A 26,843-nucleotide genomic window follows, 5' to 3' on the forward strand; every position below is an offset into this window, starting at 1 on the left:
TCACTGATCTAGATCTATCGCAGCACATTAGGCGCGGTTTTTCGGAACGTGCTTCGCTCGTTCATCCTGCGTTCAAAAAACAAAATCGATGGAACCTCCGATATCGAGGAACATCGCACATCGCCTTTCGTTGTCGGCGCGGGCAATGCAGACACTTGAGGAGAGAATTCGATGACTACTCGTTTCATGATTTCGGTTGCCGCAGCGGCGCTGATCGCCGGAACCGGTTTTGCAAATGCGCAGGGAACCGGGATGAGCCGCGAAGGAACGTCTTCCGGTTCCGCCGTTCAGCAGAGCGCGCCGTCGTCACCGTCGGCCGCCCCCTCGTCGGCGACGCCGACGAATCGCAATGAGATGAATCGCAGCGATACCCCGGACAAGGGCGCGGCAAAGTCCACGCAGTCGGAAGAAAAGATGCAGCCCGGCGGCGCCAAGAGCCAGCGCGCTCAGGACGAGATGAAGGCCGGGCAAAAGGGTGAAAAATCGGCCCAGGAAAATATGAAAGGCGAAAAGTCGAAGAGCATGAGCTCCGAGAACGATAACGCCAAGGGCGCCAAGGACATGAAGTCCGAAGGTCGCGACAGCAAGATGAATGCCCAGGGCCAGGGCCGCGAGGATCGCAACACCGCCCAGGGCCGCGAGGATCGCAACACGGCGCAGGGTCGCGAGGGCCGCGACACCAACATGAATGCGGAGACCAAGAGCGGCGCTTCGACCACGACCACCGGCCAGGTCGGCGCCAGCGCCAAGCTTCCGCCCGAGCAGCGCACCAAGATCACGAGCGTGATCAAGGAGCAGCACGTTCAGCCGGTGACCAACGTCAACTTTGAGATCCGGCCCGGCGTGCGCATTCCGCGCGAGCGTGACGTGAAGTTCTATCCGCTTCCGCGGGAAGTCGTGACGATTTACCCGCAGTGGCGCGGATATGAGTACATCCTCGTCAAGGACAAGATCGTGGTGGTGGACCCGCGGACGTACGAGATCGTGGACGTGCTTGACGTCTAAATCTTGCAGGCAGTTGCGGGTTCGGGGCGGGCAGAAATGCCCGCCCCTTTTGCCGTGGCATCGCGGCCGGTCCGGATGACCCCGTGGGCCATCCCTAAACATTGGTTAATGCGTGTTATCCACAGCTTCTGCGCCGCTTTTTGCAAGCCGGATGAGGCATTTGAGCGCTGTGCCGGGCGCCCTAAAGGCTTCCCCTTGGCGCTGTAGTTACCTATAACCGCGCCACCTATAGCCCCATTGCCGGGATCTGGATGGCCAAGCCTTCTACTGACAAGACGTCTGCCGATACGATTTACGTGCTCAACGGCCCGAACCTCAATTTGTTGGGGACCCGCGAGCCCGAGACCTATGGCCATGCGACGCTCGCCGATGTCGAGAAACTGTGCGCGGACACATCGGCGCGGTTCGGCCTCAAGGCCGATTGCCGGCAGTCCAACCGCGAAGGCGAACTGATCGATTTCATCCACGAGGCCCACGCCAAAAAGGCGGCCGGGATCATCATCAACGCCGGTGCCTATTCGCACACCTCGATCGCGCTGCATGACGCGCTGGTCGCGGTGAAAATTCCGACCGTCGAAGTGCACATCTCAAACATTCACGCCCGCGAGAATTTCCGTCATCATTCGTTCACCGCCAAGGCCGCGTTCGCGATGCTTTCCGGCTTCGGCATCGATGGTTACCGGCTCGCGATCTCCGGCCTTGCCGCCAGGATCGGCGTCAAGGCCAAAGCCTGACGCCTCCGCCCTCATTCATTAGAAAGCCCCGGATCAAGCTCATGGCGCGCCAGCCTGACGACAAATCAGCCGTAAAAACGGGAAGCAACGACAGCGCGCTCATTCGCGAGCTCGCGCTGTTGCTTGACGAGACCAGTCTCACCGAGATCGAGATCGAGCGCGCCGGCCTTCGGGTGCGGGTTGCGCGCAACGTGACGATCGCCGCGGCGATGCCGCCGAGCATTCAGGCGGCCGCGGCTGCGGCGCCTGCAGTTGCGGGCCCGGCTGCGCTCGCCGATATGGCAAAACATCCGGGCGTCGTGCCCTCGCCGATGGTCGGCACCGCCTATTGGGCGTCGGAGCCCGGCGCCAAGCCGTTCATCGAAGTCGGCGCCAAGGTCTCGGTCGGACAGACGCTTCTGATCATCGAAGCGATGAAGACGATGAACCAGATTCCATCGCCGCGCGCCGGCACCGTGACGCAGATTCTCGTCGAGGACGGCCAGCCGGTCGAATTCGGCGAACCGCTGGTGATTATTGAGTAAGAGCACGAATAGCGAATGGCGAATGGCGAATAGGTAAGCAGATGAAGCCGGCGACAAAATTTCTTCTAATCGCTATTCGCTATTCGCTACTCGCCTCTAATTCGCTACTCGCCCCTGGAAAGACATGTTCGACAAGATCCTGATAGCCAATCGCGGCGAGATCGCGCTCCGCATTCTGCGGGCGTGCAAGGAGCTTGGCATCTCGACGGTAGCGGTGCATTCCACCGCCGACGCCGACGCCATGCATGTGCGGCTTGCCGACGAGAGCGTCTGCATCGGCCCGCCGCCGTCGAAGGACAGCTATCTCAACGTGCCGGCGCTGCTTGCGGCCTGCGAGATCACCGGCGCGGATGCGGTGCATCCCGGCTACGGCTTCCTGTCGGAGAACGCGCGCTTCGCCGAAATCCTGGCCGACCACAACCTGGATTTCATCGGGCCGAAGGCCGAGCACATCCGCCTGATGGGCGACAAGATCGAGGCCAAGAAGACTGCCAAGAAACTCGGCATTCCCGTGGTGCCCGGCTCCGAAGGCGCGGTCGGTCCGGACGACGACGCGATGGCGATCGCCAAGGCAATAGGCTTTCCGGTGCTGGTGAAGGCGGCCTCCGGCGGCGGCGGCCGCGGCATGAAGGTCGCGCAGACATCAGACGACCTGATGCTGGCGCTCTCGACAGCCGCCAACGAAGCCAAATCGGCCTTCGGCGACGCGTCGGTCTATCTGGAAAAATACCTGCAGAAGCCGCGCCACATCGAAATCCAGGTGCTCGGCGACGGCCGCGGCGGCGCCATCCATCTCGGCGAGCGCGATTGCTCGCTGCAGCGGCGCCACCAGAAGGTCTGGGAGGAAGGCCCCTCGCCCGCACTCGATCCGGCGGCGCGCGCGAAAATCGGCTCGACCGTCGCCAAGGCGATGCAGCAGATGAAATATCTCGGCGTCGGCACCGTGGAATTCCTCTACGAGGACGGCGAGTTCTATTTCATCGAGATGAACACCCGCATCCAGGTCGAGCATCCCGTCACCGAGATGATTACCGGTATCGACCTCGTGCTGGAGCAGATACGCATCGCCGCCGGCGGCGACCTCCCGGTGACCCAGGACGAGGTCGTGATCAACGGCCATTCGATCGAGTGCCGCGTCAACGCCGAAAACCCCGTCACCTTCCGCCCCTCGCCCGGCAAGATCCTGCAGTATCATCCGCCCGGCGGCCTCGGGGTGCGGATCGATTCGGCGGTCTACCAGGGCTACATCATCCCGCCCTATTACGATTCGCTCGTCGGCAAGCTGATCGTCCACGGCAAGACCCGCGCCGAGTGCCTGATGAGGCTGCGCCGGGCGCTGGACGAGATGGTGGTGGAAGGCATCGAGACCACGCTGCCGCTGTTCCGGGCGCTGGTCCGGGAACCCGACATCATCGACGGCGACTACCATATCCACTGGCTCGAACAGTATCTGGCCGGCCAGCCGGCCGATTGAGCGGCCCCGCCCCAAACATTATCATCGGCCTGGAACCAATTGCGCGGACAAGCGTTTCGGTCAGTTGGGGCGCTTTTCCCGCCCGGGAGAATGCTTGAATTCCATTCGCTTATGACGCGAGATCATTGTGAAGTTTGATGCCACGCGCCGGCGCGCGATTGGGCAAATCCTGCTGTTCGCGGCGGGCCTCGTGGTGCTGACCATCATCAGCGCCGGTTCGGTCCATCTGGTGAACCTGGCGCGGGAGGATGCGCGCTCGGTCGTCCACACCGTGGAAGTCGAAAACCAGATCTCGCTGGTCGAACTGCAGTTGCGTCGCGCCGAAAGCGCGCAGCGCGGCTATCTCTCGACGCTGCTGCCGGAATTCCAGACCGACTTCGAAGAAGCCGCCTCGAAGCTCACGCCGGCGCTGACGCGGCTCAGCCAATTGACCAGCGACAACCCCGTGCAGAAGCGGCTGGTCGGTGAGATGGCTCCGCTCTGCGACCAGCGAATCCAGGAATTCCGCAAGACCATCGACCTTGCGCGGATACAGCGCGTCGACGATGCCACCAGGATCATCCGCGAGGGCATCGGCCGCGACGCCATGAAGCGGATCGACGATCTCGCCAGCCAGATGCGCGCCGAGGAAAACCGCCTGTTTACCCTGCGCACCAAGAATGCCGACCGCAGCCAGACGATTGCCGCCTCGCTGACCTGGATCGGCTCGGGCTTCGTCGTGCTGCTGGCCGCGATCTCGATCTTTCTGGTGCGACGCTCGGCGCGCGCGCGCGACGACGCCGAAGCGCAAATGCGCGACAACAATATCAATCTGGAAGCCACCGTCGACGAGCGCACCGCCGATCTGCGCGAGGCCAACGACGAAATCCAGCGCTTCGCCTATATCGTCAGCCACGATCTGCGCTCGCCGCTGGTCAACATCATGGGATTTACCAGCGAGCTCGAAGAACTGCGCGCCGACATTTTCCGGCGGATCGCCTCGCTCAGCCGCGCGGCCATCCCGGCTTTGCCGGGGCCGCCGGTGGGCGACGACGTCGAGCAGGCGCTCGAGGGCGAAGACAAGCAGCTCGCGCAGGATTTTTCCGAAGCCCTCGGCTTCATCAAATCCTCGATCGCCAAGATGGACCGGCTCATCACCGCGATCCTCAACCTGACCCGCGAGGGGCGGCGCGAGTTCGAACCGGTCAGGATCGACACCCGCGAACTGATTGAAGGCATCGTGGCAACGGTTGCGCACCAGGCCGCGGAGGCCGAGGCCGAGATCCGCATCGAGCCGCTGCCGCACATCACAAGCGACCGCCTCGCGCTCGAACAGATTTTTTCGAATTTGATCGACAACGCGCTGAAATATCTCAAGCCGGGCGTTCCCGGCGGCATATCGATCCGGGGCCGCACCAAGCTCGGCTTTGCGATTTTCGAGATCGCCGACAACGGCCGCGGCATCGATCCCCGGGATCATCAGCGGATCTTTGACCTTTTTCGCCGCGCCGGCACGCAGGACAAACCCGGACAGGGGATTGGACTGGCCCATGTCCGCGCGCTGGTGCGGCGGCTTGGCGGGACCATGTCGGTATCCTCAGAGCTTAACAGCGGCTCTACCTTCATCATCACCCTGCCCATCAATTGGACAGCGAGCAACCGGAACAGAGAAAAATGAGCAAGCCAGTCACCATCATCATGATCGAGGACGACGAGGGGCACGCGCGCCTGATCGAACGCAACATCCGCCGCTCCGGCGTCAACAACGACATTCTGCCGTTCACCAACGGTACGGCCGCGGTGAATTATCTGTTCGGCCGCGATGGCACAGGCCTCGCGCAAAAGGGCCAGGCGCTGCTGATCCTGCTCGACCTCAACCTGCCGGATATGAGCGGCATCGACATCTTGCGGCGGGTCAAGGAAAACCAATATCTCAAATGCGCCCCAGTCGTGGTGCTCACTACCACCGACGACTCCCAGGAGATCAAGCGCTGCTATGAGCTGGGTTGCAATGTCTACATCACCAAGCCGGTCAATTACGAGAGCTTTGCCAACGCCATACGTCAACTCGGGCTGTTTTTCTCCGTCATTCAGGTTCCGCCGGCCTCCCCATGAACCCCGCAATGCCGACGCTGCTCTTTATCGACGATGATGCGGCGCTGGCCCGCTTGGTCGACCGCGGCCTGACGCGGCTCGGCTTCAAGGTGATCCACGCCGCCAGCGGCACCGAGGGGCTCGACCGGCTCGCGCAAGGCGGCATCGACGTCATCGCGCTCGATCAATACATGCCCGGCCTCGACGGCCTTGAGACGCTGGAGCGGATCTTGGCGATCCCGAAAGCCCCGCCGGTGGTGTTCGTCACCGCGGCGCAGGACTCCAGCATCGCCGTCACCGCCTTGAAGGCCGGCGCCGCCGACTATCTGGTCAAGGATGTGCACGGCGATTTCATCCCGCTATTGCAGGTCGCGATCGACGGCGCGTTGCGGCAGGCGGCCATCCAGAAAGCCCGCGACGACGCCGAGGCCGAGGTTCATGCTTCCCGCGACCGCTACGCAGCACTTGCCGCCGAGCGCGAGGTGCTGTTGCGCGAAGTCAACCACCGCGTCGGCAATTCGCTTCAGATCATCGCCTCGCTGTTGCACCTGCAGGCCAATTCCTCAACCCAGGACGACGTCAAGGCGGCGCTGACCAATGCGATGGGACGGGTCGCCGCGGTGGCGCAGGTGCACCGCAGGCTTTACACGACGCACGACCTGAAGAGCGTGTCGCTGAGCCAGTATCTCGAAGCACTATTGGAAGACCTCCGCAGGTCCGCTGAAGGCAACAAGATGTCGCAACTGACGTTGAAGGCCGAACAGATCGAGATCGACCCCGACCGCGCGGTTGCGATCGGCATCATCGTCAACGAGCTCGTGATGAATGCGGTGAAATACGCCTACCCCGACGGCGCCGGGCCCATTCACGTCGACCTTCATGCGCAAGGCGACGATGTCGTGCTGTCGATAGCGGACGAGGGCGTCGGGCTCAACGCCAAGAGCGACCCGCGCTCGACCGGGATGGGACAGCGCATCGTCAGCGCCATGGCGGCCAAGCTCGAGGCAAATCCCGAACGCGATCCGGCCCATCCCGGAACCCGGATCGTGCTGCGCTTTCTCCGCGTCAAGCCCGTGGCAAACGCCGGCTGCGCGACGACGAGCTAGGGTGTGAACCCATCATTCCGAGTGGCCGGCGGACGTCCGCTTTGGTGCGCAGTCCGGACTCAAGTCGGATATCGCGTGCGGTCCGAAAAGTGCAGCGGAAATCGCGGTCGCGGCCTACTCGATCAAATCGCTGGTGCCGCGAGACGGGACGCCGCGTCACTCTGGAAGTCCTGCTTTGCGGAGACCGTCGATATACAACTGAAGCCCCAATACATCGCCGCGCGCTACCCGTTCAGAAATGCGAAAATCGGGTTCGAGTTCGAGCAGACCGGCCACTGCCTCCCTTGCCTCTGCTTCGCGTCCTAGATGAGCCAGCGCCGACGCAAGGCAGCGATAAGTGAAAGGAAAAAGCGGGTTCTGGCGGACGGCCTTCTTGGCTGCCGAGACTGCCTCATCGAAACGACCAAGACCGATGAATGCAACGCTCATTCCTGCAAACGTTGCAAAAAGCAACGGGTCAAATGGGCTTAATCGAATGCGGCGCTCAAAGCTCCGGATTGCCTCTTCGGGCTGCCCCGCTGTTAGGTAAGCCCAACCTCGCTCTTCCCATGCGCGGAATGAATTAGGGTTCAAGGCGACCGCGCGGTCCACCATCTCCTTTGCAGTATCGAAATCGCCAGAAAAGCCAGCGGTTGCGCGGCCAAGCATGCTCAATGCCAAAGTGGCGTTCCCGTCGATACTGAGCGCCAACCGGAGAAACCGAAATCCTTCCGCAATTTCTGACTTCGGATCGGCCGCCCATCCGTGACGTGCATTTCGGAGGTGGCATTCCCCTGCGAGGGTAGCAGCAAAGCCGCACCGAGGGTCAATCTCTGAGGGTCAATCTCTAATGCGCGAGAGGCAAGCCGAAGGCTCTCGGCCGATCCGCCCCGGGTCCATGACTGGAGGTGTTGTGCTCGAAGACAAAGGTCGTAGGCGCTGAGGTTGTTCGGCCGACGCGCCGCCAAATCCATTTCTGTTTGAAGCAATTTTGGCTGAATGGCAGAAACAACATTCACCGTCACCTCGTCCTGCACCGCAAAAACATCGCTTAGATCACCTTCAAATCGATCAGCCCAAAGGTGCGCGCCGGTCATGGCATCAATCAATTGGCCGGTAATGCGGACTTTTCCGGCTGCCTTGCGCACACTTCCTTCCAGGACGTAGCGAACACCGAGCTCGCGCCCGACCTGTTTGATATCGACGGCCCTCCCCTTGTAAGTAAAGCTCGAATTGCGCGCGATCACGAATAGAGATTTGAACCGCGACAAGGCGGTGGTGATTTCGTCCACCATGCCATCCGCGAAATAGTCCTGCTCCGGATCGCCGCTCATGTTCTCAAACGGCAGCACGGCGATGGAGGGTTTGTCGGGGAGCGCGAGGGGCTGCGCAGTCTCGGTCTTCGGTTTTGTTGTCGGCGAAGAGCTTGGGCCGATGCGCACGCGCCAGGTCCGCATCGGTTCGGCGATATTCTTCAAAGATTGCGAACCCATATCCTCTAAGGTGCTCTCAACCTTGCCCCGAACCTGCCGGTGAGCATCGTCGGAAATGCAAATCCCACCCGGCTCTGCGATCCCTTCGAGACGCACTGCAATATTGACCCCATCACCAAAGATATCATCGTCTGCGATGATAATATCACCGACGTGAATGCCGATGCGGAGCTCGATCCGCTTGTCCTGCGGCACATCGGTATTTTGTTCTGCCATGCCGCGTTGGATTTCGTCGGCACATCGCACGGCGTCGACCACGCTGGCGAACTCAACGAGCGCGCCGTCCCCGGTATTCTTGACGATGCGTCCGCGATGATCAGCGATCTTGGGATCGAAAAGCGTCTTTCTGAGAGCTTTCAGTTGCTCCAGCGTGCCTTCTTCGTCCATCCCTATCAAGCGGCAAGAGCCCGCGACATCCGCCGCCAGAATAGCCGCCAGTCGCCGCTCTACGTGCTCGCTGCTCAAGATGCACCCCCGGGCTCGGGGAAATTGAATGTTCATATAGCACAATTGTGGGCCGACGTCCGGCTATGCCCCACGTCCGAAATGGGTCAAAAACAGTCCTGACGCCATTGAAATGGGATGTACGTATTACCCCCGACAGCAGACATCGTCAGCGCCGCCGCGATGCAAGGTCCCGATCCTGACCCGTTCGACGATTGCGATGTCATCGTCTGCTACGGCGGCGCGAAGGCCACCGACAAGCACCTTGCCTCCGCTGTTCATTGCGTTGACGACGAGATTTATCGAATGGCTGAAGCGCCCTGAGCAACGCAGGCGCGACCGCCACGCCACGAAGCAACTAGCCTGTAGTCGGCAACCGGCGTAATCGGTCATCGGGATTGCGGCCAGCTCGCTGCGACATTCAATGCGCACCGAGCAAATGCAGCCATTGCTACGCGAGATCGGCCAACTTCGGCAGCTCATATATGATCCCAATTGTGAAATGGCACACAGACAGGAGCCGTTCAGTCTGGTTGTGTTAAGTGGATGGCCGCCCGTCGGTGGGGAGCGCGCCACACGGTCTCGAAATCGGTTGCGCCATGAAATTGAATTGACGAAAGCACGCAACTCTGCTATCGGCCGTTTTCATCAAAAGCATGCGGCATTTTAGGAGTATCGTCATGCGCGGTTTCAATTGCACGGCTACTACTATGGTGTGCACCTCTCTCATTTTTGAGTCCACCTTGAGCGGGTGAACCAAAGAGGTTTCGCGTGCGCTGAATACTGCGTACAGGGATTTTCTGGGCCCCGCCGGCGACGGACGGGGCTTTTCTATTTCTTTTTTCTGCCCACTGCTGCCTGGCGGTGCCCCTGTGAAGAAGGACGCAGGGGTCATGTGGTACTTTTGGCCCGATTTAGCATTTGATCTTGTCAAGGGGCTGGTAGCCGGAGGTGCTTCTCTAGCGCTTCAAGCGGTCGCCCCCATGACGCTTCGCGCCTTGAAGCGGTTTCGAGCGCGTTGGTCTGCTCGGAAAGCCGCAAGAAAAGCAGGCCGCAACGCGTCCGTGAATGATGGCGGTTAGGAGGACAGTCGCATTAAACTAGCCCGCCGGGCGCGCTGGTCGGCGGGCTTTCTTATCAAGATTAACCATGATGCGCGTTGTGGCTGACAATGCGTCTAGGACGCGCATAGCAATGCCAAGTCGGCTGAATAATCCACCGGATTATTTAGAATGACGTGATTTCGCCCACTCGCTCAACAAGATGCGCACGCGAGGGTGCAGGGTCAAACCGATCGGCGAAATATTGCGTTTCATTGGCCACCAGTCCTTCGCGGAATTCCATGATGCTCACCGCGTAAGATGGTATGCCGTCATAGGTAAGTACGAATTCAGTGACCCAGAGATCGCCGCTGCCGATAATTCGCCGGACCGTAAAACGCTTCTTGTTTGGCTGGACGAATCGGCTCTCTTGAATGTTGTGCCGGCCGCGGATCCGCTCGCCCGATTGCGGATAATCAAGCACAGCATCCTCGCGGTAGATTTCATGTTCGACCTTGAAATCGCTCGCGTCCGAAGCATCCCAATGGCGCTCCAGCGCCGCCCGCACGGTTCGATCATCCATCTCAATCTCCCACCTGCGCTTCCGACTATCATTTCGGGACCACTGAATTCATTGTGCTGTACGCTATTCTGAAACGTGGGGCTATGCCGGTCGCGCCAGTCGTGCGTCGCCTCGCGATACCTTCGATTGCGGTTTGGTTTAAGGATACGCCTGTGGGAAGCCCCCGACAATGTGCGGATTTCGTCGGCCAATGGCGCGAAGAACTTCTCGCCTCGATTTGGACAAGTGGCCTAACCGAGTGTCACCTTCGGGTCAAAAACGGTCCTGACGGCCCCGAAACACCACTTTCGGTCTACCCCCGTCAACGGACATCGTCAGACCGCCCCGGCATGTCTCAAAGGTGCCAAAACCCGAAATCGTAAACCTAAGTATCATCGTCTCAAACAAATGTAAGGCACTGATGAACGTCTGTGCAATGGTCCGATCCGTCTCTCTGTGATTGGTTGTAGTTCGACGGCGTTATGCCGTTCGAACTGGGATTGTGGAGGCGAAATGCTGAGCAAAGAATATTTGGACACGGCACGGACCATACTCCGGGCGGCCCAAACAATGACCGACCAACACGTTGCGGGTCAGCTTAAGGCGCTTGCTGAGGACTATGAGCGGCGAGCTGAGAAAGCCGCACACGCTGATGCGGCTAAGGCATTGGCTCGGTCAGCTGCTCGCGAATGTGAGCGTAGGGTGGAGTAACGGATCGCGAAACTTGCCTGGAGGTGTAGCATGAGGCGGCGTTGGTTTGCGCTGATCGGCTTTACCGCCTTGCTTTTCCCCTCCTATCCTTACCGGCGACCATAGCACTAGCCTCTGCGTTCGTGCTCCAGTCCGTTCGCGTTTGCCCGCACGGTTGTGTCAGGACATGTAACGGTCGCTTTATGTGCACACTTAACCGGCGGGTTAATTCGTCCACAACACCTCTCAAGCAGGAAGGAAGCACTATCATGAACGTCATCATCCAGAAGCTTAACGGCTTGTGGCACCTCATCGTCGGGTCGTGTCAGATCCGGACTCCGTTCTTGGAGACACAGGACCGCGCGCTGGTCGTTGCGTACGCCCGCCGGGTCTACCCGGGCGCCAAGATCCTCGAACGCGACTGACGGTCAAGAAGGGGATGGGGCAGCACTCACGCAGGTCAAGTGTGCTGCGCCGCGAGTTCGGCGCTCGGACCCATGAGGCGCTCTGGGATCAATGAATCTAGTCATTGGCGGCGCCAATCCTAGTGGCGTTGCACGGCGCCACAAAGCCCGCTGTAATCGGCGCCATGAACGCTACCAAGTCTCGCGAGCGCATTTGGGTGGCCGAGTCCGCCGCTCCTATGTCTGGTTCTCGATAGGTAAGGCCGTTGAGCCGCCAAACTTGGACGGATCGTTGTAGCTAGGTGTGTCGTCGTAGTGAACGGTAGGCGGAGGCGCTGCGTAGGCCCAGCCCGGAACGGCGTAGCCCGAGAACCCTTGGCTAGGAAGAACGATGACATGATGTCGCGGGATAGTGTGATGCACAGTCGCGGCGCTTGCAGAAGCACACAAGATCATCAACAGGCTTAAGGCCAAAAGAACGCATCGCATTTGCTCCAATCAACTTGTCGGGTGGCGAACGGTCCCGACCTGCACGCGGCGGGCTGGGACGCTGCCGATCAAATGCGTTCGGGCGGTCGTCTCCCCAAGGGGCACCGGCCTCACGTTCGTTCAAAACAGCAAGATCATGCGCGCATGTCCAAGGGGCCGCGCCTCCGATATCCGCTAATGGTCAATCACGTCGGTTTGGCCAGGTGCCGGCCACTTCCGGTCTTCCCCGAACTACGGACATCGTCAGGCCGGCCTGGCATGTCTCAAACGTGCCAAAAACCGACGTGAGCCAGGACTTCGTCAGATGCAGTGAACGTTCGCGAGAGCGGGAATTGGAAAATCCGGATGCTGCCGGCTTCCCCCGTCGGCAAAGATCGTCTCCGTCCCGGTGCGGATCAGCGCGCCGGGGCTGTCCGTTGCTATGAATCGAATAGAACGCTCTAGCCCCCGATTTCGCTGCTTAGTGTGGGCCCGAACAACTCCCATCTGTCGCCCTTGAACCTCCTGAGCTGCACCTGTTTGATCGGCGCGAAATCGATCGGGCTGGTATTGATCTTGATGCCGGGCAGCAGGTTCGTGGTCTTGAAGTTCTTGAGGTTTGCGGCCTGCTTCATCACACTCTCGCGCGAGAGATTGTCGCCGCACTGCTTCAGCACCTGAACGAGCGTCTGGGCCATATTGTAGCCTGCCATCACCAGACTATCGGCCCGATTGCCTTCGGGGAAATCCTTGGCGAGAAATTCGTCGAACGCCTTCATGCCCGGATCATCCTTCCACTGCGGATCGAGTGCGTCCATCAGATAGGCCACTGAAATGATGTCCTGCGCTTTCTCCACGCCGGCCGGCCTAATCACGGCACCAATGGAGGTGCTGACGTTGTTGAGGAAGTGTAGTGGCTTCCAACCGATCTCGGCCGCTTTTCTGATCGCCTGCGCCGCGAACTTCGCCGTGGTGATGTCGACGAATACATCGGCATTTAGCGATTTCATTTTGACGATGTGCGAGTCGATGGTCGGGTCGGACACCTCATAGGCCTCCTCTGCGATGATCATCAACGCGGCCCTGTCGCCGAGGCCGTCCTTCAGGCCTTTGACATAATCCTTCCCGTAGTCGTCGTTCTGGTAGAGGACGCCGATCCTGGCGTTTGGCTTTTCCATCAGAATGTACTTTGCGTAGATCCGTGCCTCGTTCTGGTAGTTGGGGCTCCAGCCAATGGTCCACGGGAAGTTCTGCGGATCATTCCATTTGGTTGCCCCAGTCTGCACGAACAGCTGCGGCACTCTCTTCACGTTCATATATTTCTGAATGGCCGTGTTGGACGGCGTGCCAACCGAGCCGAAGATCAGAAAAACCTCGTTGCCCTCGACCAGCCTGCGCGCCTGCTCGACTGCTTTTGGTGGACTGTAAGCGTCGTCGTAGGAAATGAAGTTGATCTTGCGGCCGTTGATACCGCCTTCGGCGTTTATCTTGCGAAAATACGCCGCCTCGGTCCGACCGGTGACGCTGTAGGCCGATGCTGGGCCGCTGTACGGCATGATGTTGCCGATCTTGATTTCCGTGTCGGTAACACCCGGATCGTATTTCTTCTGGGCAAGTGCGCTGCTTCCGCTGGCAGCTAGCAAAATGATGGCGGTCGAAAACGCCGCCAATCGTCGCGCGACGAAAGACATTTCGTTTCTCCCTATGAATCAATGAATGTGTCTATTGTTGTTGGAGACCTCTCTCGGATCCCCTCTGCGGTAGTGAACACCCTTCGTCAACAGTTGTCGATCTCCACGAACGCCACCTCGCGTGCGCTTTCGGCGTCAGTTCGTGCGATTCGTCAATGTAGCTGACCCTAATGGTCAGGAGCCGCGTTACTCCTCTCCGTCGGTTTGAGGGAAGGTGCACTTGCTCAGCCGCCGGTTAGCCCTGAAAGCGGACATTGCGCGATACAGTCGGCATGTCTCAAAGGTGCCAGTACCGGAAATGGCGCACCATTGGTTGCCCAAGGACCTCTCTCAGAGCGATCAGCCGGATTCTCGGAGTTGGGCTTTGGACAGCCGTCACCGAACCGTCTTCGCCGTCGATGACGGAGGCGGCTTGCACCACATCGCACTAGGAAATCCTACCAAGGGTGTCTGTCCTCGCACTGAGAACAAATGCTCTACCAGTAGATCAAACCCTTTTGAGCCCTTGCCGCCACGCTGTTTGCAAATGCTGCTGCTGCGAGCCTTTGCTTTTCGGCGCAATGTATCGCCAGAATTTCGTAGAACTGCGCCTCCATGGACGGAACATTTTCCCCCTTGGTGCACACTGCATCAGCAGTGGTACTCACTAGGGCACTAACCTGACGCACAAGTAAATCATCCATTGATGGTTCCATAACCTTCTCCTTGTGCCACGCGAAACCGGATCAACGCCGCTTCGGCCTCAACGCTAGTTCATGTTTCCTATAAAGTTCGAGCCAACGTTTTTCACGGGGAGTTGTCGGTTCGCCCTCGAATGTCCAGCCAACATTTCCGTTGTCGTCCAGAGGGGGCAGTGCTTCGAGAGCTTCAAACTCGATTGTTTCTTCAAATGAAAGTCCGGCTAAGCACCGCCTATTCTCCTGCGGGCAAAAGTGGCGGCCAAAATCCTCTCGCGAAGAAAGCGGCGCAACTTTGTAAAAAGTGTTGCTACGGAACGAACGCGACATCGAAGAACCTCCGCGATAAGCCAGTTCCTAAAGGCAGGCTAACCGAAACACCGGTTAGACCTTGTGAACTAGTACACACATCACGAAAACACTCGAACGACCTCGTATAGCCGCGCAGAGTATCCACCGACTTGTGCCTCAGTTTCGCGCGGCCCTTGCGCTCCTCTGCATAGCCGCGAAGGAATCGAAGCGCATCCGTAGCGATATTCATCCGCAAGTTACGATCGTGACTGCACGGCAGGATACGTCATATCCGCTGACCGATCGAGCCTGTGGCCGTGCCGGGACTGTTGTGGCAAGCTCAGGCAGGCTTCCTCATGCAAAGTTGCACAGGGTCCTAAACCTAGGAGGACGACCATGGTAACTTATGTCGTGCTGGCGAAGTTCACTGAGCAGGGAATCCGCAATGCCAAGGATTCTCCAAAGCGGGCAGATGCCTTCAAGGAAATGGCGAAGACATTCGGCGTGACTGTGAAGGACATCGTCTGGACGCAGGGGCGATACGACATTGTGACGATCGTCGAGGCACCGGATGAGTCATCCGCCATGTCGCTGAACTTGAGTCTCGGCGCGCTCGGCAACGTCCGCACCGAAACGCTGCGAGCCTTTTCAGCGGCTGAGATGACGAATATTGTCGGTAAGATGCTCTGACACGCGTCCGCGTCTGCCCTTCTGCACGGCCGCCAAGAGGCGCGTTCCGTGGAGCAACGCGCATTCGCTGTTATGGGCCCCCAATTCAGAACGAGTAAATGTCTTCCGCTTTGCTCCCGGACTCGGACATGGTCCGATGCCGCCGGCACGTCTCAAACGTGCCAATTTCGGAAGTCACGAGCGTTGCCTTATTCGAGCATGTTGGCGGGCTCGCTTGAGGCATATTTTTTATTTCCTGTTTTTGATGGATACTAAGCAGCATGTCGCCGAGCGAATCCGCATTGGTGGTCTTGGTGCCGGAAGCAGAGGCCGTCGCGAAGCCATTCCGTGATCGTTACGATCCCTCAGCTGCTGCCGGTATGCCTGCGCACATCACATTGCTATATCCATTCAAAGCACCTTGCGAGGTCGACAACATAACGCTCGGCAAATTACGCGATTGCTTTGCGCGCTTCGAACCGATCCGGTTCTCACTTAGCGCGATCCGGCGATTCCCAATCGAGGTATTGTATTTGGCTCCGGAGCCCGATGAGCCGTTCCGCCAACTCACTTTGTCGATTTGGAATCTGTTCCCGGAAACGCCTCCGTATCGCGGAAAGTGGTCCGACATTGTTCCTCACCTATCCGTGGCGCAGCTCGTGAACGAACAGCAGATCGCCGCTGTCGCCGAAGACCTTGCGAAGGCATCTCAAGGAAAATTGCCGATCCGCGCGTTCGCGTCCAAGATAGCTCTGATGGACAACCGGTCTGGTCGTTGGGGGATTAGGGATTTGTTCAGCTTGGGCGCGTGACGCTATGACCAACCACGGCGCTATCGCGCGGCTGTGATGACAGCGACCGTCTGTCAAAAGGGCGACTTCCGGTATGGGTCAAACTGAGAAGAACTCAGTGCGAAGCGCGGTAGGGACGGTCATTGCTGACCGCCCCCCGCCCAAATCCGTGCAGGCGGAATTCCCGCACACGGCTCCTACCTTGGGTGCATGACGGCGAAACGCTTGTCAGGATACGGGTGAAGGATACGCGGTTGAGGGAGCCAGTTGGCGGCGAGCCCGTGCATTCGTTGCCACGAGAAGCGGTCCTTCTGGCTACGCCGCCGCAGCGTGCGCAACCAGATGCGCTTCACATAATGGTAGAATGCTCTCAGTGCAGGGCCATTGGTCGGCACGGCATGATAGGCGAAGAAGCCTCTGACCACCTGCTTGAGCCAGGCCCCTTGCTCGGGGATAGGCTCGTGCATGCGCCGTCGCAGTTCCTCCTTGATCCTCCTGAGCGTTGCCCGCATGCGATCGCGCCGTGTTGTTCTTTTGACAAGGAACTGCCCACGGCTGTTGCGTTCACAGATGAAGGTAAAGCCAAGAAAGTTGAAGGTCTCCGGTTTTCCGAGCCCGCGACGAGCGCGTCGTTCCGCCGCAAAGCGGCCGAACTCGATCAGGCGGGTCTTTTCCGGATTGAGCGACAGCGAGAACTCCTCGAACCGCTTGCGCATATCGTCCCAGAAGCGCCGGGCGTCCGCCTCGTGCTCGAAGCCGACGACAATGTCATCAGCATAACGCACGAGGATCATATCGCCCGTGGCCTCGTGCCGTCGCCAGCGCTCGGCCCAGAGGTCGAACACGTAATGCAGGTAGACGTTGGCAAGCAGCGGTGAGATTACCGATCCCTGCCCCGTCCCCTTTTCACTGACCGTGACAACCCCGTTCTCTAGGACACCCGCCTTCAACCACTTCTGGATCAGGCGGATAATGCGCAGATCGCCGATGCGGTGCTCCACGAATCGCACCAGCCAGTCTTTGCTGACTGAGTCGAAAAAGGAGGCCACATCTGCGTCAAAAATGAAGTTCACTCGCCTGCTCGTGATCCCGACGACCAGCGCATCCAGCGCATTGTGCTGACCTCGCTTGGGTCGGAACCCGTAGCTGAACCCGAGGAAGTCTTCCTCGTAGATGGCGTTCAGCACGGCCGCGGTCGCTCTCTGGACGATCTTGTCCTCGAGTGCCGCAACCGCCAGCGGACGCTGTTTCCCACCCGCCTTGGGTATGTACGTCCGGCGTGATGGCAGTGCCCGGTATGCTCCCCGATGAACCCGCTCGTGCAGATCAGTGAGGTTTCGGTCAAGGTCTGCTTCGTAGGTCGGCCACGTCAGTCCATCCACCCCGGAGGCGGCATCGCGTTTGAGCGCGAAGAACGCCATCCGCAGGCAGTCGATGCTGATGTGGTGGAGGAGTGCAGTGAACCTCTCCTTCTTCCGTTGCCTTGCGGCTTGCCGTACGCGCTCCAGCGCCTGTGCCACGCGCTCCCGTCCCTGTGTCCGGTGCGTGCTTTGCTGGCGCGCGTTCCCCTTGGCCCCCGCCCTTGGCTCCACCGGCTCCGCTGCGGTCGGGACCGCTTTGTTCGTCGGCTTCACAGCTACTATGGCAGAGTCTGACTTCTCGCGACCGTGCATCATCGGCTACGGCTCCTCGCCTTCCCGATGCGGACCGACGGCTGTTGCCGAGCGGTCGATCGCGAGATCTCCCGGTTCCCGTGCAAGGAGCGTCTGCACATGCCAGGGTCTCTGACCACGCCGGGTCGTCCTGGCGCTCGCGATGACGCGCCCGGATGTGTTGCCTTCCGCCAAATGCACGGCGTCGGCACCCAGAATAGGAATCTTTCGCGGCTCAATGGCTGGCCTATGCGCGCCCCTGTCAACGCTTCGCCGAAACCCTCGCGGGCAACTGCGCATGACTCGGGGCCGATGTGGATCGCTACTCCTTCATCGTAAGAGACTCGCACTCTCTACTCCTTGCCGGTCTCCCGGCGCTTCGCATATGTTTTCCGCTTCGCCCTCGAACTCGGACATTGCCCGATGACGTCGGCACTTCGCATTTGCGGCAATACCGGACATACAGGTCCATGCTGCTGTATGTACGCAGATGGCGGGATTCTGCTCAACCAAAAGCGGTTATGTGTCGATCTCATTCATGAAGATGAATGGAACTCTATGAGATGTTTCGCATTTTATGGCACAGGTAACCCTTGCGCGCCGGTTTCGCCGAGCGCACGCTTGCCAAGCGTTTTCACAAGAACTTACGGAGGATGCGACCATGCCACGGGTCAAGCAAGCTTCGAAGCAGAAACGCACAACCAAAGCCGCCGCCGTGAAGGTGCTGGGTGCCGCCGGACTGGGTCTTTCGCTGGTGGGTAGTGCATCCGCATCCACGATGCCCACTGCCGGTATCCCGCAATCTGACAATACCTCGCCCAATCAGCGCTTCGTTCTTGGCGAAGAGGAAATGGCCGACGTCAGTCTCGCTACGTTCCATCTCTTCGATAGGGAAAACGTTGGCAGCGGCGTGCAGCTAGCCCGCGGATGCGGTGGTTGCGGCTGCCGAGGTGGCGGCGGGTGCGGCGGGTGCCGAGGTTGCGGCGGTGGCGGCGGCTGCCGAGGTTGCGGCGGGGGCGGGTTCGGTGGCTGCCGAGGTTGCGGCGGCGGCGGCGGCTGCGGGTTCGGTGGCTTCTGGTTCGGTGGCTGCGCGGGCTGCGTGGGTTGCGCGGGCTGCGCGGGTTGCGCGGGCTGCTGCCTATCCTGGGGAGCGTGCCGCTTGTGCTAAGTCCCACGACCTAACGGCCGGCATCACCAAGGACTCTGCTAAGCTGGGTCTCTAATCGATCAGCCTCTCGCTGGTTGCGAGACAGGGCCGTTGATGCGTAGTCGAGTACGCGCTTGGCCGAGCTTTCGGCCGGCGCCACCACTCCATGCTTTTGTGCCGGGCCTTAAGCCTGAACCCTTACTAACATAAACCCGCTAACATAAACCCGACGCTGAGAAAATTGCGTCCAACGAGTTCAATAGCCGATTTTCCCAAGGTCGCCTTCGGGTCAATCGCGTCGTCCTGCCTGTCCGCCGGTCACTTCCGGCACCCGATGAACGGACAATTGATGCCAGCTTCGCAGACTATGGCCAATTTGGGCTGCAATTGTGCGACGCCTTCGGTGCGTGTGAAAACTTGCACGCTCCCGTCGCTCCGTGGCAGATATGGGCGAGTGCTCGGCCTCTTTTGGACCAGAATCTTTGATCCGGGCGATGACCCAACAGACTTGACGCGGGCATCGGCCGGCTCACAGACATGGGAGCGTTCTTATGATTGGCCTGTTCTTCGAGGTCATGCCGCGCCTTGGTCACGAGCAAGCCTACTTTGATACAGCTGCGGGCTTGCGACCGGAGTTGGACAAGAATCCTGGCCTCTTGTTCATCGATCGCTTCAAGAGTCTGGTCCGACAACGCATTGTGCTGTCGCACTCTCATTGGCGCGACGAAGCAAGTCTTGCCAGCTGGCGCACCCACGCAAAACATCATGTCGCACAGATTGCGGGGCGTCAGCAGCACTTCGAGGACTATCGTCTGCGAATCGGCCAGCTCGTTTGCGAGTGGCTTCCTCAGCCCAGCGGTCTCCGCCGGCTGGAAATCAGCAACAGCTACAACGACCCGCTGCTGCGCCAGGAACGGTACATGATTGCGTCCACCGCCAGGAGACCGCCCGAAGCAGGAGCCGAAAGCGATGTTCTGGCGAGTGTCTATCGTGACACCGAATACCTCGTCTTGACACCGACCCCATCACTTTCAGACGGCCTTGAGGCGGTCAAGCAGCTCTCGCTGACTGGCGCCATGACTTCGGTCCGCATGTATCTCGTTTCGCGCGACTACGGCATGTACGACCGGAAGGAGGCACCGCAATACTATCCGCCAGTGAACGGTGATCAATGAGATACACATCTGAGCCGCACGGATGTATTGCTCATGGCCCCGATGTCCGGTTCGGGTCGATGGCGTCGATTTTAGCGTGTCCGCGGTATGTCCGGATGGTGAGGAGCGCGGCAGCGCCGCGCGTCTCGAACCACGAGGCCATGCTACCCGTCGCGAAGTCCTCTTCGCCCTGCTAACCTGCCGCCCATGACGTCACGGGACTCCGCCTCTTTCGAAATTACCCCCGAGGTGCTGCTGCGCGCGTATGCCTGCGGCATCTTCCCGATGGCCGAGAGCGCCGACGATCCGACCTTGTTCTGGGTCGAGCCGGAGATGCGCGGCGTGATCCCGCTCGAGGGGTTTCGCATCGCCTCGCGGCTCGCGCGCACTGTGCGCTCCGACGCCTTCACCGTCACCGTCGACACCGCGTTCAAGGCGGTGATATCGGGCTGCGCGGCGCCGCAGGCCGGGCGCGACGATACCTGGATCAACAAGCGCATCCGCGATCTCTATGTCGGGCTGCATGAGCTCGGGCATGGCCACAGCGTCGAGGTCTGGGACAAGGACGAATTGGTCGGCGGGCTCTATGGCGTCAGCCTCGGCCGCGCCTTCTTCGGCGAAAGCATGTTCCACCGCGCCCGCGACGCTTCCAAGGTGGCGCTGGTGCATCTGGTGGCGCGGCTGATCGAAGGCGGTTTTGAGCTGCTCGACACCCAATATGTCACCGAACATTTGCGCAGTTTCGGCGCGGTCGAAATTTCAAGGCGGCGCTACCGCGCGCTGCTCGACAAGGCGATCGCAGGCGAAGCGAATTTTGGCAAATTGCCGGTCGATCGGCCGGTGCGTGGCGCCGAGGTGCTTGGGATCATCGCCGCGCGCGGGTAAGCGCCCCCGAGACTATCTGAAAATCCCGAACAGGCCGCCAGATTGCGGGGGTGGCGGCGGAGGCGGAGGTGGCTGCTGCTGCAGGGTCTGCTGCTGCGGCGGTGGCGGCGGGCGGACGGCCTGTTTGGGCGGCGCGCGCTTCTGAGCCGGTGGCGGCGCCGCCACCGGTTTCGGCGCCTCGGGAGGTGGTGCTGCCGTAACCACGGTCGTGTCCGGGGCTTTGCAGTCGGTCAGCCAGATGTCGTAGATCGGATGCTCGACGCCGTGTAGCCCCGGGCTCGCCGCATACATCCAGCCGGAGAAAATCCGCTTCACCTCGCCCTGCAGCGTGATCTCGTCGACCTCGACAAAGGCGTCGGTGTTGGCTGCCTCCGTCGCCGGACGGGTGTAGCAGGCGTCGGTTTTTACCCTGAGCGCACCGAACTGGACGGTCTCGCCGATATCCTCATCGAAATTGATGATACGTCCGGTGATCTTGTCGAGGCCCGAGAAGCTCGCTTTCTTGTTGACGATCTTCTGCGCCGGCGGCTCGGAGACCACCTCGTCGCCCGGCTGCAAAGTAGCCGGCGTCTGCGGCACGCTCTTGGGCTGGCGCTGTCCCGGCGGCAATCCCGGCAGCGGATTGGCGGCGGGAGGTGCGGTCGCGACGCCCTGGTTCGGACCTTGGCCCGGCTGCGGCGGCGCGATGGCGATATTGGGAGGCACGTTCTGCGGAATCACGGTGGTGCCGGGCGGCGGCGCCAGCGGTTGCGATTGCACCGAGCCGGGCGGCGGTACGCCCTGCCCCGGCAGCGGACGATTGGGTGTCGGCAGCAGGCGGCCGCCCTGCGGCAGCTCCGGCACTTCTTCTTCATCGTCGGGCGGCGGTTGCTGTTGATTGCCACGGGGAATATTGCCGGGCGGGCGCGGTGCCGGATCGGAAAAAATATTGCCGATCTGCGCGTGCGCAGGCGGCGCAAGCGAGAGCGTCGAAGCGGCCACTAGCGCCGCAAAACCGGTCAGGGCAATGGTTCGAAACATCTCGCGGCTTTTAAAGGCGAATCGGGCTCGCGACATCATACAGGGGTAAAGGGCTCTCCGCCGCGCGCAAGCCCCCGGTTAACACGGCGAATACGGCGGGGAAAGGGCGGTTTTGTTCCCGCGCAGCCCACTGGTCAGCCCGACCGGCGGATGAAATAGTCGCGCCCGAAAGCCGGCTCGGCCGGCACGCCGAACGTCAAATCCGGGACTACCGGAGCAAACAGGGGGAAATTTCCAACATGCCCGTCGTTCTCGACCCCGATGCCGCCGCCGTGTTCACCGCGTTTCAGGAAGCCGGCCGGCCGCCTTATGAGACGGTGTCGCCCACCGAAGCGCGCGAGCTTTATCTAAAAGGCCGCGCCGTCACCAATCCCGATCCGCCCGAGCTTTTGTCGGTTGCGCCGCTCACGATCCCCTCGCCCACCGGACCGATCCCCGCCCGGGTCTATACGCCGAAGACGCTGCGCAAGGCGGGCGGGCTCGCGCCGTGCCTGGTATTCTTCCACGGCGGCGGCTGGGTGATCGGCGATCTCGACTCCCACGACGTGGTCTGCCGCAAGCTCGCGCATGAAGGCGAACTTATCGTGATCTCGGTCGACTACCGGCTCGCCCCCGAACACAAATTCCCCGCCGCCGTCGACGACGCCATCGCGGCGACGAAATGGATTGCCGCCAACGCCGGCCAACTCGGCATCGACCCCTCGCGTCTGATGGTCGGCGGCGACAGCGCCGGCGGCAATCTCGCCGCGGTGGTTGCGCTCGCCGCGCGCGACGGCGACGGGCCAAGGATCGCCGGCCAGGTGCTGATCTATCCGGCCACGGATTTTGCCATGACGCATCCCTCGCACCGCGAGCCCGAGACCAGCATTCTCTTGACGCATTCCGTGATCAAATGGTTTTGCAATCACTATCTCCGCGGCGCCAGCGATATCGACAACTGGAAGGCCTCGCCGGCACGCGCCACGACGCTCGCCGGATTGCCGCCGGCCTATCTGCTGACCGCCGGCGCCGATCCCCTGCGCGACGAAGGCGACGAATACGCAAGGCGCCTGAAAGAGGCCGGCGTCGCCGTGACCTACCGGCACTTTCCCGGCCAATTCCACGGCTTCTTCACCATGGGCAAATTGCTGCAACAGGCCAATGTCGCGGCAAGCGACATCGGCGTTTGGCTGAAGGCGCTGAATTAGCGCTAGCCGCTTGGGAAACAGAGCGTAACCAGAAGTTACTTTGTTCCATGCGGCGATTGCCGCATGGTCGCGTCCGGCAACGCCGGTTCGCTTTGCCCGGCAGACTCGTTTCGCCGCCGCGCTCCATTCGAAAGCCGCATGCCCATCAGCTTGCAAAGGATCGCTGCGCTCCCGGTGCAGGCGCTGAATTGGCTCGGCGGTCAGGGGACCCGCGCGATTGCCGCGCTGGTGTTTTTCGGCATTGTGCTGCCGCCGCTTGGCGAGCTGCTCAAGCCTTTTGTCACTGAAGCCGTGTTTGTCCTGCTCTGCATATCGTTCATGCGGGTGGATATCGCCGCGCTGCGCGATCATCTGCGGCGGCCGGGCATCGTGCTGGCGGCAACAGTGTGGACCACGCTCGGCGTGCCGTTAATCGCCGGCGCAAGCTGTGTCGCGACCGGGCTCGACGCACACTCGGCGGATTTGTATCTCGCGCTGATGCTCCAGGCCGTGGCGTCGCCGATGATGGCAGCCCCTGCCCTGGTGGCGGTGATGGGGCTCGATTCGACGCTGGTGCTGATCACGCTGGTGACCAGCACGGCGCTTATTCCATTGACCGCGCCGCTGTTCGCCTACGTTTTCCTCGGCGCGGCGCTGACGCTTTCGCCGCTCGGGCTCGGATTGAAACTGTTTTCGATCCTCGCCGGCGCATTGTTCGTTGCGGGCGGCATCCGCTGGACGGTGGGCGCCTCCGCCATCAAACGGCACAAGGGCCCGATCGACGGCTTCAATATCCTGATCCTGTTCGTCTTTGTCGCCGCAATCATGGGGAACGTGGTTGGCAGTCTGCTGGCCGATCCCTTGCGGATGCTCGGACTGACGGGGCTGGCCTTCGCGGTGTTTTTCGCGCTGCTCGGCGTCACCGCGCTGATTTTCCGCAAAGTAGGCCACGAACAAGCGCTGGCGCTCGGTCTGATGGTCTCACAGCGCAACATGGGACTGATGCTGGCTGCGACCGACGGGGTGTTGCCGGGAACCACCTGGCTATATTTCGCCCTCAGTCAGTTTCCGATCTATCTGTCGCCGCAACTGCTCAAGCCGATCGTCGGCAGGCTAACGGCGCGGCAGCCTGCGCCCGCCGCGACCGGGACCGGCGAGGCCTAAGCGGCCGACCGCCATTGCATCGCGCCGAGGCGCCCGGCATGATGGAAACATCGCCGATCCGGGTTACTGTGCGCTCGACGAATCAGGGAGATTTCCATGCTGAGACGAATTCTTGCCGTGACATTGGTCGTCGGCGGCGTAGCGATGACAAATTCGGCCACAGCGCTCGCGCAGTCCGATGTGGTTGCCGGCGCCGTGGCGGGCGCCATCGCGGGAGCTGCGATCGCCACCGGCGCGATCGTGCCGTACGAGCATCGCGAGCCGCTGCACGAATATATCGTGCACGAAAACCGGCCGTCTTATCGCTATGACGATGAAGTCGCGGTGGGGCGGGAATTGCCGCCTGGCGCTTACGAATCCTATCCGGTGCCGGAGCGCTACGGCGTGCCCGAGCATCACTACGCGATCGTCAACGGCCGCCCGGTGGTGTTCCATCCGCAGACCCGCCGGATCATCCACGTTTACGACTAGCCGCATGATCGCGGCGTGGAAACGTCGGCCTCGATCGAAATTGCAAAACACACGCTGCTGTCGTGTGGGCTAATTCTGGCGGTCGGCACCCTCGCCGGCCTGTTGGCGCAGAAGATCAGGATCCCCGATGTCGCGGTGTTCCTGCTCGCCGGGATCGCGATCGGCCCGCAGGCGCTCGGGCTCGTCCATATCAAATCGGATTCGGCGCTGAACCAGATCATCCTGTTGTTCGGTGCGAGCTACATCCTGTTTGACGGCGGCGCGTCGCTGCGCTTTGCCGTCCTGAAGCAGGTCTGGATCACCATCACGGTGATCGCCACCGTCGGCGTGCTCATCACCGCCGGGGTCACCGGCATCGCCGCCCATTACATCCTCGGCATCCCCTTGGTGACGGCGCTGCTGTTGGGCGCGGTGCTTGCCTCGACCGACCCGGCCACGTTGGTGCCGATCTTCCGCCAGATCCGGATCAGCGATCGCGTGGCGCAGACCGTGATGAGCGAATCCGCGTTCAACGACGCCATGGGCGCGATCTTGACCTTCGGGGTGCTGGCGGTGGCGATGGGCGACGAGAAATTTTCGCTTGTCGCCTTATTGTTCGATCTCTTCAAGCAATCCGTCATCGGCATCGTCGCCGGGATCGCGCTCGGATATCTCGCGGCGCTGCTGATCGCCCACGAGAAATGGGCGTTCCTTGCCGAATACGCACCGGTCGTGACGCTGGTCGCCGTCATCGGCGCCTATTTCGCCGCGTCCGGCCTGCACGCCAGCGGCTTCATGGCCGTGTTTGTGTTCGGCATCATGCTCGGCAACAAGGACGCATTCGGCTTCCAGATGGAGGCCGGCGAAGCGCAAAAGCTCGACGAATTCATATTGACCACGGCCTTCATCATGCGGCTGTTCATTTTCATGCTGCTCGGCGCCCAGGTCGATTTTGCCCTGATGGGAAAATACTGGCTCGGCGGCGTCGCCATCGTCACCGTGCTGATGCTCTTGGCGCGCCCGCTGACGGTGTTGTTGTGCGCGCTGCCGGATCGCCGCGCGCGCTGGAACTTTTCTGAGCTGCTGTTGATGTGCTGGACGCGGGAGACCGGCGTCATGCCGGCCGCATTGGCCGGCATCCTGCTCGGCATCAGGGCCCCCGGGGCGCCGCTGATCGCCTCGGTCACCTTCGTCGCCATCCTGATGACGATCCTGATCCAGGCGCCGACCACCGAGTGGTTGGGACGCAGGCTCGGGCTATTGGAGGGGAACTAGGTCTCAGATGCTACTTCGCCGCGGCGAGTGTCGCCGCAAAGGCAGTGAGATTGTTGCGCGCCTCCTCATCGCCAACCATTTTGGTTGCCTTTGCGAGCAGGCCGATGATCTGGGTTCGATCATCGGGCAGGATGAACGAGGCCCGGAAATCCGCGTTGTCCCTCATCGCCGCGGTGATCAGGCGCGCGTTGGCAGGCTTGATCACCTTATCAGCGACGGTGCTGATCGAGCCGAACACCTGTTCCGCCGCGCCGCCGCGCGCCTTCCGAAGTCCGGCCTCGCGAATTGGCGTGCGCTGCTCGGGGCTGAGTTGGTCCATGAACAGATTCAATGCGGGTGCCTCGCGCGCCGTGAAGCGGAGCAGAAAATTCGTCGCCGCCGCGTATTGGTCCTGGTATTCCGTCAGATTGCGAAGCGCGGCGACCTGATCGAAATCCGGGCCCGGCTTCGCGCCAAAATACATGATCAGCTTGTTAGTCTGGTTCGCGGCCCCAAGCCAATCCAGCAGCCAAGGCAGATCGCCGGCCTTGCAAGGCGGCAGCGCGGTCAATTGCTCAAGGTCAAACACGCGGTGAAATAGGTCGGAAGCCGGCGGCTTGATGTAGTCCGGCCGTCCCCCTGATTTTGTCACCTCATCGAGATAAAGTCTTAGCGCCGGCACGGCATCCTTTGCGCTCGCCGAGAGTTTTGGACCGTCCTGGCCGAACGCGGGCGCGATGAGCGCAATCAACAACAGCACCGATCTGATCAATGGCATCGCCCGTCTCCAGATTTCAAAACTGCACATTGCGGCATGATTTTATGATCTCAAAATT

26 protein-coding genes are annotated in these 26,843 nt (G+C 60.9%); 17 read left to right on the forward strand and 9 right to left on the reverse strand.

Features of this window, described 5'->3' with window-relative positions:
• The first annotated feature begins 171 nt into the window (after positions 1-171).
• The 7 genes from B5526_RS01220 to B5526_RS01250 all read left to right on the forward strand — a co-directional run bounded on the left by B5526_RS01220 (position 172) and on the right by B5526_RS01250 (position 6,916).
• A complete protein-coding gene (locus B5526_RS01220; protein WP_079536250.1) occupies positions 172-1,005 on the forward strand; it encodes a DUF1236 domain-containing protein in 834 nt (277 codons plus the stop codon).
• Positions 1,006-1,256: 251 nt separating this feature from the next.
• Positions 1,257-1,739, forward strand: coding sequence for a type II 3-dehydroquinate dehydratase (aroQ, locus tag B5526_RS01225; RefSeq protein WP_079536251.1), 483 nt, complete (start codon positions 1,257-1,259; stop codon positions 1,737-1,739).
• A 41-nt stretch (positions 1,740-1,780) separates the two neighbouring features.
• The gene (accB, locus tag B5526_RS01230) at positions 1,781-2,263 is read left to right on the forward strand and encodes an acetyl-CoA carboxylase biotin carboxyl carrier protein (protein WP_079536252.1); all 483 of its coding nucleotides are present in this window, start codon (positions 1,781-1,783) and stop codon (positions 2,261-2,263) included.
• Positions 2,264-2,387: 124 nt separating this feature from the next.
• Complete coding sequence (gene accC / locus B5526_RS01235) at positions 2,388-3,737, forward strand: acetyl-CoA carboxylase biotin carboxylase subunit (RefSeq protein WP_079536254.1); 1,350 nt, start codon at positions 2,388-2,390, stop codon at positions 3,735-3,737.
• A gap of 127 nt (positions 3,738-3,864) precedes the next feature.
• Complete coding sequence (locus B5526_RS01240; protein ID WP_154071069.1) at positions 3,865-5,394, forward strand: sensor histidine kinase; 1,530 nt, start codon at positions 3,865-3,867, stop codon at positions 5,392-5,394.
• Positions 5,391-5,831: a response regulator gene (locus B5526_RS01245; RefSeq protein ID WP_079536256.1), complete on the forward strand. Its 441-nt coding sequence runs from the start codon at positions 5,391-5,393 to the stop codon at positions 5,829-5,831. The genes B5526_RS01240 and B5526_RS01245 overlap by 4 nt, the downstream gene beginning before the upstream one ends.
• Complete coding sequence (locus B5526_RS01250; protein WP_079536257.1) at positions 5,828-6,916, forward strand: sensor histidine kinase; 1,089 nt, start codon at positions 5,828-5,830, stop codon at positions 6,914-6,916. Before B5526_RS01245 ends, B5526_RS01250 begins: the two co-directional genes overlap by 4 nt.
• Before the next feature lie 156 nt (positions 6,917-7,072).
• On the opposite strand, the gene B5526_RS38755 is transcribed toward B5526_RS01250, so the two are convergent.
• Together B5526_RS38755 and B5526_RS01255 are read right to left on the reverse strand one after the other, a co-directional pair.
• Positions 7,073-7,606, reverse strand: coding sequence for a tetratricopeptide repeat protein (locus B5526_RS38755; protein ID WP_244562166.1), 534 nt, complete (start codon positions 7,604-7,606; stop codon positions 7,073-7,075).
• Entirely contained in the window at positions 7,567-8,853 is a 1,287-nt protein-coding gene (locus tag B5526_RS01255; protein WP_244562167.1) for an adenylate/guanylate cyclase domain-containing protein, read from the reverse strand. Before B5526_RS01255 ends, B5526_RS38755 begins: the two co-directional genes overlap by 40 nt.
• 117 nt (positions 8,854-8,970) lie before the next feature.
• Between B5526_RS01255 and B5526_RS01260 the strand changes: the two genes are divergently transcribed.
• Positions 8,971-9,156 carry a hypothetical protein gene (locus B5526_RS01260; protein ID WP_079536259.1) on the forward strand — a complete coding sequence of 62 codons (186 nt, stop codon included), beginning with the start codon at positions 8,971-8,973 and terminating at the stop codon, positions 9,154-9,156.
• 903 nt (positions 9,157-10,059) lie between these two features.
• Here the strand turns inward: B5526_RS01260 and B5526_RS01270 are convergent.
• Complete coding sequence (locus B5526_RS01270) at positions 10,060-10,455, reverse strand: nuclear transport factor 2 family protein (RefSeq protein WP_079536260.1); 396 nt, start codon at positions 10,453-10,455, stop codon at positions 10,060-10,062.
• A gap of 938 nt (positions 10,456-11,393) precedes the next feature.
• On the opposite strand from B5526_RS01270, the gene B5526_RS38315 reads away from it, so the two are divergent.
• Positions 11,394-11,549 (forward strand): hypothetical protein, encoded by a 156-nt coding sequence (locus B5526_RS38315; RefSeq protein ID WP_172841942.1) that lies wholly within the window; start codon positions 11,394-11,396, stop codon positions 11,547-11,549.
• Positions 11,550-12,457: 908 nt separating this feature from the next.
• On the opposite strand, the gene B5526_RS01280 is transcribed toward B5526_RS38315, so the two are convergent.
• From B5526_RS01280 to B5526_RS37300, 3 genes are all read right to left on the reverse strand, one after another.
• Positions 12,458-13,687: an ABC transporter substrate-binding protein gene (locus B5526_RS01280; protein ID WP_079536264.1), complete on the reverse strand. Its 1,230-nt coding sequence runs from the start codon at positions 13,685-13,687 to the stop codon at positions 12,458-12,460.
• 476 nt (positions 13,688-14,163) lie between these two features.
• Entirely contained in the window at positions 14,164-14,382 is a 219-nt protein-coding gene (locus B5526_RS01285) for a hypothetical protein (RefSeq protein ID WP_154071070.1), read from the reverse strand.
• A gap of 30 nt (positions 14,383-14,412) precedes the next feature.
• Positions 14,413-14,694, reverse strand: a complete 282-nt coding sequence (locus B5526_RS37300) for a hypothetical protein (RefSeq protein ID WP_197688404.1) — start codon at positions 14,692-14,694, stop codon at positions 14,413-14,415.
• Between the two features lie 357 nt (positions 14,695-15,051).
• On the opposite strand from B5526_RS37300, the gene B5526_RS01290 reads away from it, so the two are divergent.
• Entirely contained in the window at positions 15,052-15,345 is a 294-nt protein-coding gene (locus B5526_RS01290; protein WP_079536267.1) for a GYD domain-containing protein, read from the forward strand.
• 260 nt (positions 15,346-15,605) lie between these two features.
• Positions 15,606-16,136: a 2'-5' RNA ligase family protein gene (locus tag B5526_RS01295; protein ID WP_079536269.1), complete on the forward strand. Its 531-nt coding sequence runs from the start codon at positions 15,606-15,608 to the stop codon at positions 16,134-16,136.
• A gap of 176 nt (positions 16,137-16,312) precedes the next feature.
• On the opposite strand, the gene ltrA is transcribed toward B5526_RS01295, so the two are convergent.
• Positions 16,313-17,635: a group II intron reverse transcriptase/maturase gene (gene ltrA, locus B5526_RS01300; protein ID WP_433994614.1), complete on the reverse strand. Its 1,323-nt coding sequence runs from the start codon at positions 17,633-17,635 to the stop codon at positions 16,313-16,315.
• A gap of 1,830 nt (positions 17,636-19,465) precedes the next feature.
• On the opposite strand from ltrA, the gene B5526_RS01315 reads away from it, so the two are divergent.
• Together B5526_RS01315 and aat are read left to right on the forward strand one after the other, a co-directional pair.
• Positions 19,466-20,089 (forward strand): antibiotic biosynthesis monooxygenase family protein, encoded by a 624-nt coding sequence (locus B5526_RS01315; RefSeq protein ID WP_079536271.1) that lies wholly within the window; start codon positions 19,466-19,468, stop codon positions 20,087-20,089.
• Between the two features lie 186 nt (positions 20,090-20,275).
• Positions 20,276-20,953 carry a leucyl/phenylalanyl-tRNA--protein transferase gene (gene aat, locus B5526_RS01320; protein WP_079536272.1) on the forward strand — a complete coding sequence of 226 codons (678 nt, stop codon included), beginning with the start codon at positions 20,276-20,278 and terminating at the stop codon, positions 20,951-20,953.
• 12 nt (positions 20,954-20,965) lie between these two features.
• Here the strand turns inward: aat and B5526_RS01325 are convergent, their stop codons facing one another.
• A complete protein-coding gene (locus tag B5526_RS01325; RefSeq protein ID WP_079544602.1) occupies positions 20,966-21,973 on the reverse strand; it encodes a DUF2155 domain-containing protein in 1,008 nt (335 codons plus the stop codon).
• A 239-nt stretch (positions 21,974-22,212) separates the two neighbouring features.
• Here B5526_RS01325 and B5526_RS01330 point away from each other — a divergent pair, with 239 nt between their 5' ends.
• The 4 genes from B5526_RS01330 to B5526_RS01345 all read left to right on the forward strand — a co-directional run bounded on the left by B5526_RS01330 (position 22,213) and on the right by B5526_RS01345 (position 26,028).
• Positions 22,213-23,160, forward strand: a complete 948-nt coding sequence (locus tag B5526_RS01330; RefSeq protein WP_079536274.1) for an alpha/beta hydrolase — start codon at positions 22,213-22,215, stop codon at positions 23,158-23,160.
• Between the two features lie 138 nt (positions 23,161-23,298).
• Positions 23,299-24,303: a Na+-dependent transporter gene (locus B5526_RS01335; protein WP_079544603.1), complete on the forward strand. Its 1,005-nt coding sequence runs from the start codon at positions 23,299-23,301 to the stop codon at positions 24,301-24,303.
• Between the two features lie 96 nt (positions 24,304-24,399).
• Positions 24,400-24,774 (forward strand): DUF1236 domain-containing protein, encoded by a 375-nt coding sequence (locus B5526_RS01340; RefSeq protein ID WP_079536275.1) that lies wholly within the window; start codon positions 24,400-24,402, stop codon positions 24,772-24,774.
• Between the two features lie 15 nt (positions 24,775-24,789).
• Positions 24,790-26,028, forward strand: coding sequence for a cation:proton antiporter (locus B5526_RS01345; RefSeq protein ID WP_079536277.1), 1,239 nt, complete (start codon positions 24,790-24,792; stop codon positions 26,026-26,028).
• 10 nt (positions 26,029-26,038) lie between these two features.
• Here the strand turns inward: B5526_RS01345 and B5526_RS01350 are convergent, their stop codons facing one another.
• A complete protein-coding gene (locus B5526_RS01350; protein ID WP_154071072.1) occupies positions 26,039-26,785 on the reverse strand; it encodes a hypothetical protein in 747 nt (248 codons plus the stop codon).
• Between the last annotated feature and the right edge of the window lie 58 nt (positions 26,786-26,843).

The sequence above is a fragment of the Bradyrhizobium lablabi genome, from assembly GCF_900141755.1.
Lineage (GTDB): Bacteria > Pseudomonadota > Alphaproteobacteria > Rhizobiales > Xanthobacteraceae > Bradyrhizobium > Bradyrhizobium lablabi_A.

What these genes read in the sequence shown, in the direction of transcription:
- B5526_RS01220 (WP_079536250.1), top strand. Translation starts at nt 172, where the DNA reads ATGACTACTCGTTTCATGATTTCGGTTGCCGCAGCGGCGCTGATCGCC.
- aat (WP_079536272.1), top strand. Translation starts at nt 20,276, where the DNA reads ATGACGTCACGGGACTCCGCCTCTTTCGAAATTACCCCCGAGGTGCTG.
- B5526_RS38315 (WP_172841942.1), top strand. Translation starts at nt 11,394, where the DNA reads ATGAACGTCATCATCCAGAAGCTTAACGGCTTGTGGCACCTCATCGTC.
- B5526_RS01335 (WP_079544603.1), top strand. Translation starts at nt 23,299, where the DNA reads ATGCCCATCAGCTTGCAAAGGATCGCTGCGCTCCCGGTGCAGGCGCTG.
- B5526_RS01315 (WP_079536271.1), top strand. Translation starts at nt 19,466, where the DNA reads ATGATTGGCCTGTTCTTCGAGGTCATGCCGCGCCTTGGTCACGAGCAA.
- B5526_RS01260 (WP_079536259.1), top strand. Translation starts at nt 8,971, where the DNA reads ATGTACGTATTACCCCCGACAGCAGACATCGTCAGCGCCGCCGCGATG.
- B5526_RS01245 (WP_079536256.1), top strand. Translation starts at nt 5,391, where the DNA reads ATGAGCAAGCCAGTCACCATCATCATGATCGAGGACGACGAGGGGCAC.
- B5526_RS01340 (WP_079536275.1), top strand. Translation starts at nt 24,400, where the DNA reads ATGCTGAGACGAATTCTTGCCGTGACATTGGTCGTCGGCGGCGTAGCG.
- accC (WP_079536254.1), top strand. Translation starts at nt 2,388, where the DNA reads ATGTTCGACAAGATCCTGATAGCCAATCGCGGCGAGATCGCGCTCCGC.
- B5526_RS01350 (WP_154071072.1), bottom strand. Translation starts at nt 26,785, where the DNA reads ATGCCATTGATCAGATCGGTGCTGTTGTTGATTGCGCTCATCGCGCCC.
- B5526_RS01330 (WP_079536274.1), top strand. Translation starts at nt 22,213, where the DNA reads ATGCCCGTCGTTCTCGACCCCGATGCCGCCGCCGTGTTCACCGCGTTT.
- B5526_RS01285 (WP_154071070.1), bottom strand. Translation starts at nt 14,382, where the DNA reads ATGGAACCATCAATGGATGATTTACTTGTGCGTCAGGTTAGTGCCCTA.
- B5526_RS01250 (WP_079536257.1), top strand. Translation starts at nt 5,828, where the DNA reads ATGAACCCCGCAATGCCGACGCTGCTCTTTATCGACGATGATGCGGCG.
- B5526_RS01280 (WP_079536264.1), bottom strand. Translation starts at nt 13,687, where the DNA reads ATGTCTTTCGTCGCGCGACGATTGGCGGCGTTTTCGACCGCCATCATT.
- B5526_RS01325 (WP_079544602.1), bottom strand. Translation starts at nt 21,973, where the DNA reads ATGTTTCGAACCATTGCCCTGACCGGTTTTGCGGCGCTAGTGGCCGCT.
- B5526_RS01270 (WP_079536260.1), bottom strand. Translation starts at nt 10,455, where the DNA reads ATGGATGATCGAACCGTGCGGGCGGCGCTGGAGCGCCATTGGGATGCT.
- accB (WP_079536252.1), top strand. Translation starts at nt 1,781, where the DNA reads ATGGCGCGCCAGCCTGACGACAAATCAGCCGTAAAAACGGGAAGCAAC.
- B5526_RS01295 (WP_079536269.1), top strand. Translation starts at nt 15,606, where the DNA reads ATGTCGCCGAGCGAATCCGCATTGGTGGTCTTGGTGCCGGAAGCAGAG.
- B5526_RS01290 (WP_079536267.1), top strand. Translation starts at nt 15,052, where the DNA reads ATGGTAACTTATGTCGTGCTGGCGAAGTTCACTGAGCAGGGAATCCGC.
- aroQ (WP_079536251.1), top strand. Translation starts at nt 1,257, where the DNA reads ATGGCCAAGCCTTCTACTGACAAGACGTCTGCCGATACGATTTACGTG.
- B5526_RS37300 (WP_197688404.1), bottom strand. Translation starts at nt 14,694, where the DNA reads ATGTCGCGTTCGTTCCGTAGCAACACTTTTTACAAAGTTGCGCCGCTT.